Source organism: Phaeobacter gallaeciensis (assembly GCF_001678945.1).
In the GTDB taxonomy this organism is placed as follows: Bacteria; Pseudomonadota; Alphaproteobacteria; order Rhodobacterales; family Rhodobacteraceae; genus Phycobacter; species Phycobacter gallaeciensis_A.
Genome location: NZ_CP015124.1, coordinates 170,190 through 187,296, shown reverse-complemented (window position 1 = coordinate 187,296; position 17,107 = coordinate 170,190). Strand labels below are relative to the sequence as shown.

Below are 17,107 nucleotides of genomic sequence, written 5' to 3'. Positions count from 1 at the left end.
ACATTCTAAACTGGGTTGCGACACATCCCCTATCTTGCTGAAAAGCAAGGAGAACGGACATGGCCCACACAGAGTTGGATTTGCGTGAAAGACGCGCGATCGAAGACATGCTGAATGCAAAAGTGCCTGTGAGCAAGATAGCAGCCGAAATCGGCAGGCATCGCTCGACCGTCTATCGCGAGATCAAGCGGAACTCTTTTTCCGATGACGAGCTGCCTTATCTGAACGGCTACTACGGGATGAACGCACAGAAATACGCATCAGATCGACGCGCACGGCGTCGCAAACTGATCCGACTGAAGGATCTGCGCGCTCATGTCATCGCTCAGTTGAAGATTGGATGGACGCCGGAACAGATTGCGGGACGTCTGGGATATGACGGCCAGCCTGTGCGCGTCAGTCATGAGACGATCTATGCTTACGTCTACAGCCCCGAAGGACAGTCCGAACAACTGGCTCGCCATCTCCCCAGCCGTCGCAAGAAGCGGCAACCGCGCCATGCCAGACGGCCAAGAGGCCAGGTTTTTCCGCCGGACCGGTCCATCCATGAACGTCCTGACTACGTGAAGACGCGTGAGACTTTCGGCGAATGGGAAGGCGATCTGATGATCTTCGAGCGAGCTCAAGGCACAATGAATGTTGCCTCGCTGGTCGAACGGAAGACCCGGTTTGCTGTCCTGTTCCGCAATAACGACCGCAGCTCTACCCACTTCATCAACAAGCTGATGGATGTGATGGAGCCCCTGCCCCAGCCAGCCCGGAGGTCGATCACCTTCGACCGTGGCTTCGAGTTCCGCGCGTGGCGCAAGCTCAAATCAGGCATCGGCACGGATAGTTGGTTCTGCGATCCCCAAGCACCTTGGCAGAAGGGTTCAGTCGAGAATCTGAACAAACGGGCCAGGCGATACTTGCCACGGGACACCCAACTCGCGGCGCTCTCAAATCGCAATATGAAGGCGATTTGTGACCGCCTGAACGGCACGCCTAGAAAGTGCCTTGGATGGCGCACCCCACTCGAGGCGTTCAGAGAAGAGATGATGAAACTGAGATAGCGGATACTGTCGCAACGACCCTTGAGCCATCACAACAGGACGCCACTATGATGCGCCCTGTCGACAATCAATCAGGTTGCTGCATTGCGCGCCTATGCGCTGATCTTGTCACGCGGCTGTGCTGCGCTCAGCGTTTCAAAGGCTTCATTTTGGGACAGGAAGATCTGGCCGCTGAGCGCATCCAGGAAATGGCTGCGTTTCAGACGATCCATGACTGGCCCTTTAACCTCGGACATATGCAGCTGGATCCCCATGTCAGACAGCCGCTGGTTCATTTCCTCAAGCGATTCAAGCGCACTCAGATCGATTTCGTTCACCGCAGAGCACATCAGCACGACGTGTTTGATCTCATCACGGCCTTCGTGCACGCGCGCCAGGATCAGGTCCTCCATACGCCGCGCGTTGGCGAAGTACAGGCTTTCGTCGATCCGGAGTGTGACCAGCGAAGGATCGGTCACCACGTTATGGCGGTGAATGTTGCGGAAATGCTCGGTTCCCGGCACCTGCCCCACCTCGGCCACGTGCGGGCGCGAGGTCTTCCAGACGAACAACAAAAGCGAGACCAGCACACCAGCAGCGACACCGGTTTCCACACCAACCAACAGCGTCAGCAGGATCGTGGTCAGAACCGCGGCGAAATCGGCTTTGGAATAGGTCCAGGCAGTTTTGAGAATCTTCAAATCAACCAGTGAAAGGACCGCAATGATGATGGTCGCTGCCAGTGTTGCCTTGGGAAGAAAATACAGCAGCGGCGTCAGGAACATCGCAGCAAAGGTCAGCCCAACGGCGGTAAAGGCGCCCGCAGCCGGGGTGCGCGCACCGGCGTCAAAGTTGACGACCGATCGTGCAAAACCGCCTGTCACCGAATAGCCACCAGACAAGGCAGAGGCCAAGTTCGCAGCGCCAAGGGCTTTAAGCTCTTGGTTTGGGTCAATTTTCTGACGGCGCTTGGCAGCCAAGGTCTGCGCGACCGAGACACTTTCAACATAGCCGATAATGGTGATCAGCGCGGCAGGACCAATCAGGGCCGGAACCAGCGCCCAATCGATCATCGGCAGGCCAATAGGCGGCAGACCGGTCGGCACCTCGCCAACCACGGAAACCCCCATCTCTGGCAGGTTCAGCGCCCAGGACAGTACGATCGTTCCGATGACGGCAAAGACCGGGCCAACCCGGGCTGCGGTTCCGGCGGCGCCTTTTGACAGGCCGACCTTTTGGTGCAGCACGTTCGCCATATGTCGGCGCACCCAGATCAAAAAGCCGAGGGCCAGCGCGCCGACCCCCAGGGTCCAGAAATTGACCTGACCAAGCCCCTGCCCCAGCGACAGCAGAATTTCCGGCAGATTGTGACCATGCGCCGGAATGCCCAACAGATGCTTCATCTGGCTAACTGCGATCAGCAGCCCCGAGGCCGTAATGAACCCAGCGATCACGGGATGCGACAGCAGGTTGGCCACCACACCCAGACGCAAGGCCCCCATCGTTGCCAGCATCAACCCGGACAGCAGCGCCAGCACGGCGGCTGCGGCAGTGAACTCTGCAACAGTGTCCAGACCCAGCGGCGCCAGCGCAGATGCGCTCATCAACGACACCACGGCGACCGGCCCCACGGCCAGGGCACGCGAGGTGCCGAAGATTGCATAGGCCACCAAAGGCAGGATCGACGCGTAAAGCCCGACCTCGGCAGGTAGCCCGGCGAGCAAGGCATAGGCCAGTGACTGCGGGATAAGCATGATCGTGACGATCACTGCCGCTGTCATATCCCCGGTGAAATCAGGGCGGTCATACCGTCGTCCCCAGTCCAAAATTGGAAACAGGGATTTCAAGTCGATGCGGGACAGTGGCGAAGACATTGCGGAGGCTTTCCTGAGAATGGATCGCGCCGCGCACCCGATCAGGTGTCAACGCGCTCAATACATATTCGTAAAAGCATATATATATTCGATGAGAGGGAGGAAAGCCCTTTCGTTAAAATTGTTACCGCACGCCCCTGTACGCCCTCGTAAAACACTGTTAAAAAAGAATTAAGTACGAAGGATACTGCAAAGCGGCCCTTCAATTTCTGCCGGTGTTATTGGAAAAACACCGGGGCAATTTTGCATGTTGCGACTTGCAGAAACGCAGGTCCGGCGCTTAGCCGCACAAGAAGGGGAATGCGCCCCTCCCTACCCTTTGCGATTTTCTATGGGTTCACATCGAACCTTCGGACTTCAGGGCCATTTGCGTATTTACGCCTTTGCTTGACAACTTGGCCTCAACGCCATGCTCAGGTGCTGATGGCGTCCCCTGGCAGTTAACCTCGGTAAATGGTGGATGGACGGCGGCTGACCGCGCAGGAGGTTGCTAAGAATAAGCACGTGCAATTTGAAGCATCCCTTGCTTCTGCTCCAGCGTTAACCTCTGCCTTTACCGTTTTGGATCCACTTTGCAGGGAGCCGAGCGAAAATCCTGTGCCTTTGTCTTTGCAGTGATGTGAGGACGAGGGCTATCTGCATTATTGCAGGCCTGAAATGCAAAACCGCAAGGCCGGTGGGCACTTGCGGTTTCGAGACTGATGTCAGTCAATCGGGGCCAGACCGCGGAAATTAACGATCTGGCCCCGGATTTTGGCGCTATTCGTTAAAAGAACGCCTGCAGACCGGTCTGAGCGCGGCCCAGGATCAGTGCGTGAACGTCGTGTGTGCCCTCATAGGTGTTGACCGTTTCCAGGTTCACCATGTGGCGAATGACCTGGAATTCCAGGCTGATGCCATTGCCGCCGTGCATGTCGCGGGCCATACGAGCGATATCCAGCGCCTTGCCACAGTTGTTCCGCTTGACGATCGAGATCATCTCGGGCGCGGCATTGGCGGCGTCCATCAGGCGACCAACACGCAGCGAGGCCTGCAGGCCAAGGGTGATTTCGGTCTGCATATTGGCCAGTTTCAGCTGGAACAGCTGGGTGTTGGCAAGCGGACGTCCGAACTGGGCGCGGTCCAGACCATACTGACGTGCGGCGTGCCAGCAGGCTTCGGCGGCGCCCATCGCGCCCCAGCTGATGCCGTAACGTGCGCGGTTCAGACAGCCGAACGGACCTTTGAGGCCTTGCACGTGCGGCAGCAGCGCGTCTTCACCGACTTCGACGCCATCCATGACGATTTCACCGGTGATGGAGGCACGCAGCGACGCCTTGTTCTGGATTTTCGGCGCGGAGAGCCCCTTCATGCCTTTTTCCAGCACGAAGCCGCGGATCTTGCCACCATGCTCTTCGGATTTAGCCCAGACGACAAAGACATCGGCGATCGGCGCGTTCGAAATCCACATCTTGGAGCCGGTCAACTTGTAGCCGGTTGCGGTCTTCTCGGCCCGGGTTTTCATGCCCGCGGGGTCGGAACCTGCGTCGGGCTCGGTCAGACCAAAGCAGCCGATCCATTCACCAGATGCCAGTTTCGGCAGGTACTTCTTGCGCTGCTCTTCGCTGCCATAGGCGTAGATCGGGTACATCACCAGCGAGCTTTGCACCGACATCATCGAGCGATAACCGCTGTCGACGCGCTCAACTTCGCGCGCAACCAGGCCGTAAGACACATAGCCTGCGCCCAACCCGCCGTATTCCTCGGGGATGGTGGTGCCCAGCAGGCCCATCTCGCCCATCTCGCGGAAGATGGCGGGATCGGTGTGTTCGTTTTCATATGCTTCGGTAACGCGCGGCTGCAGCTTTTCCTGCGCATAGGCACGGGCCGAAGCAGCGATCATGCGCTCATCTTCGTTCAGCTGATCGTCCAGACGCAGCGGATCTTCCCAGTTGAAGCCGCTCAGATCGGGCGCATCCTTGGCCCGCAGTTTAGGTGCATCGGTCATGTCTTGCCCCTTTGTCGTTGATGTTGAAACCTGCGGCGACCCTAACGGTGGGTTAAGGAAAAAAACAGCGAGACTTTTGCAAGCATATATGAGTAAACAACATACATGAGTGCACCACGTCGTTTTCTCCCGTCCATTTCTGCCCTGCGCGCGCTGGAGGCACTGGATCGTTTGGGCAGTGCATCGGCGGCGGCGGCCGAATTGTCGCTTACGCAGGGCGCGGTGAGCCGCCAACTGCAGGCGCTCGAACGGCAGCTTGGGTTGGACCTGGTGCATCGGGACAAGAAAAAACTGACACTGTCACCCGAGGCGCAGGAATACGCATCGGAAATCCGCGCTGCGCTGAACCAGATCGCCCAGTCGACGCTGCGCCTTCAGACTGCGCCCCTGGCTGGAACGCTGAATCTCGCGATCCTTCCGGCCTTTGGCATGCGCTGGCTGATGCCGCGCCTACCGGAATTTGCCCGGCTGCATCCGGATGTCACCATCAATATGACGACGCGGCTGGAACCTTTCAGCTTTGCCAGCGAACCCTTTGATGCGGCGATCCATTTTGGCCGCGCAGAATGGCCGGGCACCGACGCCCTGTTGTTGAAACATGAACAGCTTTTACCGGTCTGCGCGCCGGATCTGGTGGTCGGCACGGCCTTGCGCGGCCCCAAGGACATTCTGAACCTTCCACTCTTGCATATTCAGACCCGCCCCGAGGCCTGGTCGGATTGGTTTGCCGCACAAGGCGTGGAGGCACCAGAGACCGTTAGTGGTACCATGTATGATCAATTTGCAACCATTACTCAGGCCGCAATGCACGGGTTGGGGGTCGCCTTGATGCCGGATTATCTGGTGGAGCAAGACCTGGCGACCGGGCGGTTGGTGGCGCTGCACCCTGCCCCGACAGAAACGCGCGGCGCCTATTATCTGGTCTGGCCGACCAGCAAATCCAACGCGCCCGCGCTGCGCAAATTCCGCGACTGGCTGGCCACCAAGGCGCAGCCCGAAGATCCGCTGCCGCGTTGAACCACGCCCAACCACTAGGCAAAACAAAGGGGGGGCGTCCGTACCCCACCGCACACCAATCGTGCACCCTGCGTGCGCCGCTGTGGCCCAATCCATGGGACCAAGCGGAGCACGCAAATTGGGAAAAATTAGCCGAGCGCGTAGCCCGCGCCGCGCACCGTGCGCACAGGATCGTCGCCGCCATGCTGGGTCAGCGCCTTGCGCAGTCGCCCGATATGGACATCCACGGTGCGGGTGTCGACGTAGATGTCGCGGCCCCAGACTCTGTCCAGCAGCTGTTCCCGACTCCAGACCCGGCCCGGCTTTTCCATGAAGGTCGACAGCAGGCGGAATTCGGTCGGCCCCAGTTTCAGGGGCTGGTCCGAACGGCTGACCTTGTGGGTCTCCGCATCCAGAATGATGTCGTCAAACTCCAGCCGCACGCCAACGGTGGACGGACGCACCCGGCGCAACTGGGTCCGCACCCGCGCCATCAGCTCGATCACCGAATAGGGTTTCACCACGTAATCGTCAGCGCCGGTTTCCAGACCGCGCACCTTGTCCACCTCTTCGGAGCGGGCCGAGAGCATGATGATCGGAATGCCGCGGGTCTCGGGCCGCGTCTTCAGGCGGCGGCAGACTTCGATTCCGCTGAGGTTCGGCATCATCCAGTCCAGAACGATGATGTCCGGCGTGTCCTCCTCGACCAAAAGCAGCGCCTCTTCGCCGTTTTCGGCGCGGATCACACGGAACCCGTCTGCTTCGAGGTTGTAGGCCAGCACTTCACGTTGGGCCAATTCGTCCTCGACGACCAGAACAGTGGGCTGATCGGCAGCCATGTCTTAGACCTCCTGCGGAGTGGTTGAGGTGGTATCGGCCTTGGGCCGGTCGTCCTCGGGACGGCTGCCGGTAACCAAGTAGATCAGCTCTTCGCAGATCGATGTCACGTGATCGCCCATGCGTTCGATGTTCTTGGCGATGAAATGCAGATGCATACAGGGCGTGATGTTGCGCGGATCTTCCATCATATGGGTCAGGAATTCGCGGAATAGCGCATTATACATCTGGTCGACGTCGCGGTCGCGGGTGATCACATCGCCCGCCAGTTCGACATCGCGCTGGATATAGGCGTCCAGCGCATCCTTCAGCATCAGTTCAACCTCACGCGCCATCCGGCGCAGGGCGGCGGCGCTGTCCAGCGCATCATGGCCCTGGATCAGGACCCCGGTGCGTTTGGCGATATTCTTGGCGTAATCACCGATGCGTTCCAGATTGCCGGCGATTTTCATCACCGACAGCACCACGCGCAGATCCACCGCAGCCGGGGCGCGGATGGCGATCACCCGAGCAGCTTCCTCGTTGATCAGCTCTTCAAGCCCATCGATGGCCTTGTCGTCGGCGCGCACCTTCTGGGCCAGTTCCTCGTCGCGGGTTTCCAGCGCGCGCGCAGATTCCATGATGGCGGCTTCGACCAGCCCGCCCATTTTCATGATCCGGGCCTGGATCGCCTCCAGATCCCGGTCAAATGCGGATGCGATATGTTGCTCTTCCATGTCTCAGTCCTTGCAATGAGGGATCAGCCGATACGGCCGGTAATGTAGCTTTCGGTCCGCGGATCTTCGGGGTTGGTGAAGATCTGACCGGTGTTGCCGAACTCAACCAGGTTACCGAGGTGGAAGAAGGCGGTTTTCTGGCTGACGCGGGCCGCTTGCTGCATCGAGTGGGTGACGATCACCACCGAATAGCTCGCGCGCAGCTCGTCGATCAGCTCTTCGACCTGGGCGGTCGCGATCGGGTCCAGCGCCGAACAGGGCTCGTCCATCAGCAGGACTTCAGGTTCGGTCGCCACGGCGCGGGCGATGCACAAGCGCTGCTGCTGACCACCGGACAGGCCGGTGCCCGGCGCGTGCAGGCGGTCCTTCACCTCATCCCATATGGCGCCGCGGCGCAGGGATTTTTCGACGATCTCATCCAGTTCGGCCTTGCTTCGGGCCAGCCCGTGAATGCGCGGGCCATAGGCCACGTTGTCATAGATCGATTTCGGGAAGGGGTTCGGTTTCTGGAAAACCATGCCAACCTTGGCGCGCAGCTGCACCGGATCGACCCGCTTGTCATAGATGTCTTCGCCGTCCAGCAGGATCTTGCCGGTGACGCGGCAGATGTCGATGGTGTCATTCATCCGGTTCAGGCAACGCAGGAAGGTCGACTTGCCACAGCCCGAAGGACCGATAAAGGCGGTCACGGTATTGTCTTCGATCTCGACATTGACGTCTTTGATCGCGTGGGTGTCGCCGTAATAGACGTTGACGTCGCTGGCCGAGATTTTGATCGTGTTGGTCACAGTCTTATCCAGTCTACTCATGTCGTTCATATCGGTGCCCCCTACCAGCGGCGTTCAAAGCGGCGGCGCAGGATCACGGCCACCGTATTCATGGTTACGAGGAAAACCAAAAGGATAATGATGCCGCCCCAGGCCCTCTCGTAAAAGGCCGGGTCGGCGCGTTTGGCCCATTCATAGATCTGCGCGGGCATGGCCGAGTTCGGCGCCAGCAGACCATCGGCCAGGGTTTCCGGCGCGTTGGAGGCAATGAAGCCCACCATGCCGATCAGCAAGAGCGGCGCGGTTTCACCCAGTGCCTGCGCCAGGCCGATGATGGTGCCGGTCAGGATGCCGGGCGCGGCCAGCGGCAGCACGTGGTGGAACACTGCCTGCATTTTCGAAGCGCCCACACCCAGCGCCGCATCGCGGATCGACGGCGGCACCGCCTTCAACGCCGCGCGGGTCGAGATGATGATGGTTGGCAGGGTCATCAGCGTCAGCACCAAACCACCCACCAGCGGCGCCGACATCGGCAGGTGCATGTAGTTGATGAACACCGCGAGGCCCAGGATACCGAACACAATGGACGGCACAGCGGCGAGGTTCGAGATATTCACCTCGATCACATCGGTCAGCCAGTTCTTGGGTGCGAATTCCTCAAGGTAGATCGAGGCGGCAACCCCAATGGGCAGCGCCAGCGCCAGCACCACCAGCATCATGAACAGGGAGCCCATCATCGACACGCCGATGCCGGCGGCCTCCGGGCGTTGGTCCGAGGCATCCGCCCCGATGATGAAATCGATGTTGAAGGTCTTCTTGATCACGCCTTCGGCGACCAGCGCATCGACCAGATCCAGCTGCACAGCCGAGATGTTCTTGTCGTTCTCAATACTGTCACGGCTGACGCGCCCTTTTAGGTAACCATCAACGCGGCTTTGCGCGAGGAAGCGGAACTCGACCGTCTGTCCGATCTGATCGGGGTTTTCGATCACAAAGGCCCGCAGCTGGGCGACGGCGTTCTTAGACAGAAGGCCGGCCATGTCCTTGGACTTGAGCCCGGTTTCGATGCCGCGCGCGTCGATCATGTCCTGCATCGCGCCCTTGACCAGCGGGGCATAGCCAAAGGTGGTGACCTTCTTGATGTCCTCGATATTGCGGTTGCCCTTCTTGTCGAGTTTGCTTTCCAACAGTTCCACGTTCAGCGTGACAAAGGTCTGCTGAAAGGCGCCCGCGCCGCGGCCCACGATGGTGGTGACCAGGACGGCCAGCATCATCAGGCCCACAAGGATGGCCGCAATGCCATAGGCCTTGAACCGGGTCTCAGCGGCGTTGCGTTTGCGGGTGCGGGGGCTTTGCGACAGGAGCGATCCGCCCTTGGTCGCCTGCGGCCCGCCAGAGCCGCCGGAGGTGTGACTGATATCGGTCATTAGTCGTACTGCTCCCGGTATTTGCGCACGATATAAAGGGCCAGAACATTGAGCCCCAGCGTCAGAACAAAGAGGGTCAGGCCCAGAGCGAAGGCGACCAGCGTTTCCGGGCTAGCGAAATCGGTGTCGCCGGTCAGCTGGCTGACGATGCGGGTGGTGATGGTGGTCATTGATTCCAGCGGGTTGAGCGAGAATTTGGCAATCGCCCCTGCCCCCATGACCACGATCATGGTTTCTCCGATCGCGCGCGAGGCCGCCAGCAGCACGGCGCCGACGATGCCCGGCAATGCGGCCGGCAGAACCACCTGGCGCACGGTTTCAGATTTGGTGGCGCCAAGGCCAAGCGAGCCATCGCGCATCGATTGCGGCACCGCGTTGATGATGTCATCGGACAGTGACGAGACAAAGGGGATCAGCATGATGCCCATGACCAACCCAGCCGTCAGAACCGAGGTGGCACCGCTCATCCATTCGACACCCAGCACGCCGTTTTCGCCCTGACCGAAGAAGCGCACCAGCAAGGGGCCGACAGTCAACAGGGCGAAGAGACCATAAACAATGGTCGGGATACCTGCGAGGATCTCCAGGAGCGGCTTGGCAAAGGCGCGCACTGCTGGGCCGGCGTATTCCGACAGGTAGATCGCTGCGAACAACCCCACCGGCACTGCCACCAGCAGCGCGATGAAAGAAATGTAAAGCGTGCCCCACAGAAGCGGCAGGATCGACAATTCGCTGTCACCGCGAAAATTCGGCGCCCAGGTGGTCCCAAAGAAGAAATCGGTCCAGGAATGCAGCCCAAAGAAATTCTTGGTTTCAAACAGCATCGACAGAACGATGCCGATCGTGGTCAGGATCGCCAGAGAGGCTGCCAGGATCAGCAGCGCCATGACAACCCGCTCCACCACGTTGCGGGCGCGGAAATCCTTGTCCGACTTGCGATATGCCAGCCCAAAGCCGCCAAGCGCCAGCAGGAGGACCGCGACGGTCATTGCCGTGCGGCCTGTGTGCGACAGCCCCCGGTAGGCGCGCGCGGCGTCCAGAACTTCGGGACGCACATCAGCGCCAAGCGCGACGCCAACCTCCCCCAGAATGCCCCTCAGGTCGCCGGTCTCGCTGTCAAATTCGCGCACTTCACGGGCGCTCAGCGCGCCCTGCTCAACCGCCAGATCCAGCCCTTCGGCCACCCGGCGCACATCACTCATCACGAGGCTGAGCGAAGCATTTTCCGGCACCAGATCCGCAGGGATCATGGAGGACACCCGGTTTTCGATCAGCATCGGCTGCGCCAATAGCCAGATCACCAGAGCCGCCAAAGAGGGGATCAGTGCGCTCAACCCCACATGAGAGCCGTAGTAGCTCGGCAGGGAATGCAGCAGGCGCGGGTCACCACCGGCCGAAGCAAGCGCGCGGCGACGGCCCAGAACATATCCGGCGGCCGCGATGACACAGAGTAGAACAACAAGCCAGAACGTCGGCATCAAAGGCTCCGTTTGGTGGCGGATTAAAATTCAGGGTGTCCGATTGGACAGAGAAATGGCCGGGGGAACGTCCCCCGGCCAAATCAGATCAGCGGGGGAATGATTAGGAGTTTCCGCCCATTACGTCTTCGTTTGCAACCGCTTCCTGGGTTTTCGCCAGTTCCGGGTCTGCAACCAGACCGTATTCGGCCAGCGGGCCGTCGGGGCCTGCAACTTCGTCTGCGATGAAGAATTCAGCATATTCTTTCAGGCCGGGGATCACGCCGATGTGGGCTTTCTTCACGTAGAAGAACAGCGGGCGCGAGACCGGGTATTCGCCGGTTGCGATGCTTTCGGTCGAGGGAACGATACCGGACATGGTTGCGACCTGCAGTTTGTCGGTGTTGTTCTCGTAGAAGGCCAGACCAAAGACGCCGATACCGTCTTTGTTGCTCTCGATGCGGGCCAGAGTCTCGGTGTAGTCACCGTCGATGTCCACGGAGACGCCATCGGTGCGCAGGGAGATACAGGCTTTCTCGGCTGCTTTCTTCTTGGCTTTGTCGCTGTCGCCTTCGGCGCCGACCAAGATGTGCTCGAATGCGCCGGTGGCTTCGCAGCCTGCCAGGATCACCTTGTCTTCGAAGACTTCACGGGTGCCGTGCTTGGTGCCGGGGATGAAGGCCTGGATCGGCTGCGCCGGGAAGGCCGGGTTCACGTCGGCCCAGGTTTTGTTCGGGTTGGCAACCATTTTGCCGTCGACCATGATTTCGTCGGACAGAGCCAGGTACCAGTCGGTCGGGGTGAATTCGAAACCGTTGCCGTTGATGTCAGAGGCAAAGACGATGCCGTCATAACCGATACGCACTTCGATGATGTCGGTGACACCAGCTTCGGCACAGGCCTTGATTTCTTTGTCTTTGATTTTGCGCGATGCGTTTGCAACGTCGATGGTGTTTTCGCCAACACCTTCGCAGAAACGCTTGAGACCGGCCGAAGAACCGCCGGATTCAACAACCGGTGTCGGGAAGTCGAAGTTTTCGCCAAAGGCTTCGGCAACGATCGAGGCATAGGGCAGCACGGTCGAGGAGCCGGCAACCTGCACCTGATCACGTGCGGCGGCAGCGGTGGCCGAAACGGCAGCGATTGCCAGGGCGGATGCGGAAAGTTTCACAAAGGACATTTCAGTCTCCATGAGGTGTTAGAAGGTTCACGATCACCCCCACGATGATCTTGGCCTCCTGCTAAAGGGCGGTCATGTGGCTTTTGTGACAGGTATGTAACAGGCATATGACAATCGCCGGATTGTGACGGAAATTGTGACAAAAACCTTATCCTACTGGTTCACGGCGCCCATACGCCCCCTGTGCAATCCGCAAGGAGGCGTTCATACCCTTCGTTTTTCGGAAGCGGATAGTGGCGCAGAAAGGTTACTGCGGCAGGATCACTGTAAAGGATGCCCCTGCCCCAAGATCGCTTTCGACCCTCAGTCGGCCCCGGTGCCGGTTGATGATGTGTTTGACGATTGCCAGACCCAGACCGGTACCGCCCAGCTCCCGCGAGCGATGGCTGTCGGCGCGGTAGAAACGCTCGGTCAGGCGTGGCAGATGCACCGGATCGATACCCGGACCATTGTCGATCACCTGGATGCGGGCCGCCGGGGCGCGCAGGGCCGGATCCCGCTCCATCGGCGTCAGCACCACGCGCACCTGATCGCCACCGTATTTGATGGCGTTTTCAATCAGGTTGGTGAAGACCTGTTGCAGCTGATCGGAATCGCCGGTGACATGCACCGGCTCGTCGGGCGCCTCAAGCGACAGGGCGACATTGCCGGCCTCAGCCAGCGGCTGCATGGATTTCAGGGTGGATGTCAGATGCGCCGTAAGGTCCAGTTTTTCTTTTGGCCGCACCCGCTCCGCGCTCTCGACGCGGTTAAGGGACAGAAGATCGCCGACCAGACGGTTCATCCGGCTGGCTTCCCCTTCCATGATCGCGAGGAAGCGATCACGGGCCGCCGGATCGTCGCGGGCGGCGCCGCGCAGGGTTTCGATAAACCCCATCAGCGCGGTCAACGGCGTGCGTAATTCATGGCTGACGTTGGCGACGAAATCGCGGCGCATCTGGCCAGCCTGTTCGCGCTCGGTCACGTCGGTGAAACACAACAGTACGGCGCCGCCATTGACGGCGCCGATGCCGGGGACGTAGCGCAGGCTCACCTCGAATGTGGTGTCCTGCGCGCCGTCATTGGACAGATGTCGGGCGGTGCGCGCAGATTTGTCCTGCAGACAGGCTTCGATTGCAGCGGTGACGCCGGGCTGGCGCAGGATGGTGGCGAAGTGCCGCCCCTTCAGTTGCTGCCCCAAAAGGGTGGTACCGGCCGCATTGGCACCGATGAAGCGTTCGGTCTGATCTACCAGCACCGCAGGCAGCGGGATGGCTTCGAGAAACCCTTCGATCAGCTCTTGCGTCATGGCACTTTGGCCCCTTTTGGATGGCGGTTCGGCCCGTGTACCTTTCCAATGTAACGGTTTTATTATGACGCCGCTGCCGCCGCGACCGCCTCGGAGAACACCGCCAGCAGCGCCGCCGGATCCTCCAGACCAACCGACACCCGGAAGAACCCTTCGCTGAGGCCGAGGCCCGCGCGTTCTTCTGGCGTCAGGGCCCGGTGCGACGAGGAGGCCGGATGCGACAGTGTGGTGCCCACATCACCCAGCGTCGGGGCAAAGTTCAGCCCGTCCGCCGCGCGGGTAAATGCGTTGGCCGCGGCCCGGCCGCCTTCGAGTTCAAAGCTGACCATATTGCAGCCCTGCCCCTTAAGCAGATCCATGGCGCGGTCATGATCCGGGTGATCCTTACGCGTCGGGTAGATCACGCGCTTAACACCCGGCATCCCGGCCAGATGATCGGCCAGCGCCGCCGCCGTGGCCTGGCTGCGCTCGAACCGCAGCTCAAAGGACAGCATGCCGCGCTCGGCCAGCCAGCAATCAAACGGGCTGGGAGTCATGCCGGTGGTGACGGAAAACACGCTGAGCCGTTCATTCAGCGCCGGATCGCGTGCCACCACATAGCCCAGCATCACATCCGAATGGCCCGCCAGCAGTTTGGTGATCGAATGGATGACGATATCAGCGCCGTGGTCGAACGGCTGAAACCCGCGCGGCGTGGTAAAGGTATTGTCCACCACCAGCAGAATCCCGGTTTCCTTGCACAGGGCGGACAGCCCGTCGATATCCGCGACCGCCAGCGTCGGGTTCGACACGGTTTCGACCAGGATCATCTTGGTTTCCGGACGGATCGCAGCACGCACGGCCGCAATATCCGCCGGATCGGCAAGGCTGGTTTCGATCCCCAGACGCGGCAGGTCTTCCTTCATCAGGCGCAGCGAGCGGCCATAAAGCTGGTTGCCGCCGATCACGTGATCGCCGGTCTTTGTCAGCCCCAGCAGAACCGCAGAAACCGCTGCCATGCCCGAACCGGTGACAACCCCGCCCGACATGCCTTCCATCGCATCCAGACGTTTGGCCACCACATCCGCGTTCGGATGTCCTTCACGGGAATAGGTATAGCCGTGCACGCGGCCTTCATACTGGTCATCCAGCGCATCAGGGGTTTCGCTGGCGTAAACCACCGAGGGGCTGAGCGGCGTCACGACCGGATGGCTGGCACTATGGGGAAGCGGATCGGGCCGCATCAGCGAGCCTTTGGAATTTCTCATTTAGTCGACCTTTTGCAGTTCTTCACGAAAGCGGCGCATGTTGTCCTGGTAATGGAGCGCGCTCCACTTCAGCTTTTCGATTGTTGCCTCATCTACCTGACGCACAACCTTGCCCGGAGCGCCCATGACCAGGGAGCCATCGGGAATTTCCTTGTTCTCGGTGATCAGCGCACCTGCCCCGATCAGGCAGTTCTTGCCGATCTTGGCGCCGTTCAACACGGTCGCGCCCATCCCGATCAGGGAGTTTTCGCCGATGGTGCAGCCATGCAGCATTACCTTGTGACCGATGGTGCAATTCTTGCCGATGCTCAATGGGAACCCAGCGTCAATATGCATGACGACGTTCTCCTGCACATTTGATCCTTCGCCGATGCGGATCTCTTCGTGGTCGGCGCGGATGGTGCAGCCGAACCAGACCGAAGATCCGGCCTCCATCACCACCTTGCCGACCAGGTTGGCATCGGGGGCAACCCAGGTATCTTCGTGGATCTCGGGCTTGTCTGCTCCAAGGGCGTAAAGGGTCATGACATTTCCTCAAACTCTGCTTGCAGACCGCGCACGTGATCCACCAGATGCGGTTGCTGAATCCGGCGCAGACGAGTCGCGGTAATGATGGTGCGCAGCGCTTGCTCGGTGGTGTCCAGATCGTCGTTGATCAGCACATGGTCATAGCTGCCCCAGTGGCTGATTTCGTCCCAGCTTTTCTCCATCCGCCGCTTGATGGTGTCGGCATCGTCCTGACCGCGGCTTTCCAGTCGGCGGCGCAGCTCGTGGATCGAGGGCGGCAAGAGAAAGATCGACAGCGTGTGCTGGCCAAGGTCCGAATTGCGGATCTGCTGCGCACCCTGCCAGTCGATGTCAAACAGCACATCCTGACCCGCGTTGATCGCCGCCCGCACCGGCCCCTTGGGAGAGCCGTAGAAGTTGCCGAAGACATGCGCGTGTTCCAGCATCTCGCCTTCGGTGACGGCGGCTTTGAATTCATCCACCGTGCTGAAGTGGTAATCCTGACCGTCGACCTCGCCCTCGCGCGGGGCACGGGTGGTGGCAGAGACCGAGAACCGGATGCTGTCGTCCCAGCTCCGCAGCCGTTTCGCCAAAGTGGATTTGCCTGCGCCGGATGGCGACGACAGGATGATCAATAGGCCTCGCCGATCAGCCATCAGCTGCTCTCCTCAAATTCTATGGTCTGGGTCATTCGATGTTCTGCACTTGCTCGCGCATCTGATCTATTATCGCCTTCAGCTCAAGCCCGACAGCGGTCAGATCGCTGCTTTGCGCCTTGGAGCACAGGGTATTGGCCTCGCGGTTGAACTCCTGCATCAGGAAATCCAGCTTGCGCCCTATCGGGCCACCGGCCTCTAACAGCTCACGCGCCGCACGCACATGGGCAGCAAGACGGTCGATTTCCTCGGTCACGTCTGCCTTGACCGCGATCAGCGCTAGTTCCTGCGCCAGACGGTCGGGGTCCATGCCATCGGAATTCGCCAGAACCCGTTCAAGATTGGTCTTAAGAGTTTCCGCGATTCTGGGCTTGCGCTCTTCTGCCAGAGCCGCCGCCGAAGCGCTGAGGGCCTCCACTTGGTCCAGTTGACGCTTCAATACATTAAGCAATTGGGCGCCTTCGGTCCGCCGCATTTCGGTGAGGCCCGCCAAAAGGGTTAAGAATTCGTCCTTCAGCGCGGCCACCAGCGGCGCCGGGTCGTCCTCTGTTACCGCGTGTTCCATCACCCCGCGCAGGGCTAGAATGTCCGATGCCGACGATGGTTTCAGATCCACTCCCGCCGCCTGCGCGGCTGCTTCGGTCTGCGCCAGTGCCTCCAACACCGACGTCAGTGCCGCCGGGTTCAGTTGCAGTGGTCCGCCCCCCTCTTCCCGGCGCGTCAAACGCAGGGTCAGCGAGATATTCCCGCGCGATAGAGATTTGGAAAGTGTTGATCTGACAAAGGGTTCCAGACCTTCCAGCCAATCAGGAATGCGCAGGCGCAGGTCCAGCCCCTTGGCGTTGACCGACCGGATTTCCCAGCCCCAGCTATGCGCATCAAGGCCCCCTTGCGCGGATGCGAATCCTGTCATGCTGTTCACAGTCATACACTCAGCCCTTCGTCGTTTTCTGCGCGCGACATTGCCACAAAGGCGCCGATAAGCACAACGGATGCGGGCCTTATTCTTTGGTATAGAAGGCCTATCCGGATCCCGTTAACCATTGCTTGAAGAAATAGTCATAATTTGAATCATATTGTGCCATATTAATGAAGCAGTAAGGATTTGGGCGGATATTGTTAAGCAGTCTTAAGAAA

At 60.0% G+C, this 17,107-nt stretch carries 15 protein-coding genes; 2 read left to right on the top strand and 13 right to left on the bottom strand.

Translation table 11 applies throughout. The features are described 5' to 3' along the window. Positions 1-59: 59 nt before the first annotated feature. Complete coding sequence (locus JL2886_RS00860; RefSeq protein WP_065270287.1) at positions 60-1,052, top strand: IS30 family transposase; 993 nt, start codon at positions 60-62, stop codon at positions 1,050-1,052. 92 nt (positions 1,053-1,144) lie between these two features. Here JL2886_RS00860 and JL2886_RS00855 read toward each other — a convergent pair whose 3' ends face one another. Then, positions 1,145-2,905 carry a SulP family inorganic anion transporter gene (locus JL2886_RS00855; RefSeq protein WP_065270286.1) on the bottom strand — a complete coding sequence of 587 codons (1,761 nt, stop codon included), beginning with the start codon at positions 2,903-2,905 and terminating at the stop codon, positions 1,145-1,147. A gap of 766 nt (positions 2,906-3,671) precedes the next feature. Further along, positions 3,672-4,892 carry an acyl-CoA dehydrogenase gene (locus tag JL2886_RS00850; RefSeq protein ID WP_065270285.1) on the bottom strand — a complete coding sequence of 407 codons (1,221 nt, stop codon included), beginning with the start codon at positions 4,890-4,892 and terminating at the stop codon, positions 3,672-3,674. Between the two features lie 105 nt (positions 4,893-4,997). Here JL2886_RS00850 and JL2886_RS00845 point away from each other — a divergent pair, with 105 nt between their 5' ends. Beyond that, a complete protein-coding gene (locus JL2886_RS00845; protein ID WP_065270284.1) occupies positions 4,998-5,909 on the top strand; it encodes a LysR family transcriptional regulator in 912 nt (303 codons plus the stop codon). A gap of 128 nt (positions 5,910-6,037) precedes the next feature. Here JL2886_RS00845 and phoB read toward each other — a convergent pair whose 3' ends face one another. The 11 genes from phoB to JL2886_RS00790 all read right to left on the bottom strand — a co-directional run bounded on the left by phoB (position 6,038) and on the right by JL2886_RS00790 (position 16,898). Further along, positions 6,038-6,727, bottom strand: coding sequence for a phosphate regulon transcriptional regulator PhoB (gene phoB / locus JL2886_RS00840; protein ID WP_065270283.1), 690 nt, complete (start codon positions 6,725-6,727; stop codon positions 6,038-6,040). Between the two features lie 3 nt (positions 6,728-6,730). Then, the gene (gene phoU, locus JL2886_RS00835) at positions 6,731-7,441 is read right to left on the bottom strand and encodes a phosphate signaling complex protein PhoU (protein WP_065270282.1); all 711 of its coding nucleotides are present in this window, start codon (positions 7,439-7,441) and stop codon (positions 6,731-6,733) included. A 23-nt stretch (positions 7,442-7,464) separates the two neighbouring features. Further along, a complete protein-coding gene (gene pstB, locus JL2886_RS00830; RefSeq protein ID WP_065270281.1) occupies positions 7,465-8,259 on the bottom strand; it encodes a phosphate ABC transporter ATP-binding protein PstB in 795 nt (264 codons plus the stop codon). A gap of 11 nt (positions 8,260-8,270) precedes the next feature. Beyond that, entirely contained in the window at positions 8,271-9,635 is a 1,365-nt protein-coding gene (gene pstA, locus JL2886_RS00825) for a phosphate ABC transporter permease PstA (protein ID WP_065270280.1), read from the bottom strand. Then, positions 9,635-11,113: a phosphate ABC transporter permease subunit PstC gene (pstC, locus tag JL2886_RS00820; protein ID WP_065270279.1), complete on the bottom strand. Its 1,479-nt coding sequence runs from the start codon at positions 11,111-11,113 to the stop codon at positions 9,635-9,637. The genes pstA and pstC overlap by 1 nt, the downstream gene beginning before the upstream one ends. A 103-nt stretch (positions 11,114-11,216) precedes the next feature. Further along, entirely contained in the window at positions 11,217-12,272 is a 1,056-nt protein-coding gene (locus tag JL2886_RS00815) for a substrate-binding domain-containing protein (protein ID WP_065273457.1), read from the bottom strand. Between the two features lie 247 nt (positions 12,273-12,519). Then, a complete protein-coding gene (locus JL2886_RS00810; RefSeq protein WP_065270278.1) occupies positions 12,520-13,560 on the bottom strand; it encodes an ATP-binding protein in 1,041 nt (346 codons plus the stop codon). A 62-nt stretch (positions 13,561-13,622) separates the two neighbouring features. Beyond that, positions 13,623-14,807 carry a trans-sulfuration enzyme family protein gene (locus JL2886_RS00805; protein WP_065270277.1) on the bottom strand — a complete coding sequence of 395 codons (1,185 nt, stop codon included), beginning with the start codon at positions 14,805-14,807 and terminating at the stop codon, positions 13,623-13,625. Continuing rightward, a complete protein-coding gene (locus tag JL2886_RS00800; RefSeq protein WP_065270276.1) occupies positions 14,808-15,332 on the bottom strand; it encodes a gamma carbonic anhydrase family protein in 525 nt (174 codons plus the stop codon). It lies immediately after the preceding gene. After that, complete coding sequence (gene gmk / locus JL2886_RS00795; RefSeq protein ID WP_065270275.1) at positions 15,329-15,970, bottom strand: guanylate kinase; 642 nt, start codon at positions 15,968-15,970, stop codon at positions 15,329-15,331. The genes JL2886_RS00800 and gmk overlap by 4 nt, the downstream gene beginning before the upstream one ends. Before the next feature lie 31 nt (positions 15,971-16,001). Further along, positions 16,002-16,898 carry a YicC/YloC family endoribonuclease gene (locus JL2886_RS00790; RefSeq protein WP_065270274.1) on the bottom strand — a complete coding sequence of 299 codons (897 nt, stop codon included), beginning with the start codon at positions 16,896-16,898 and terminating at the stop codon, positions 16,002-16,004. Positions 16,899-17,107: the final 209 nt, after the last annotated feature.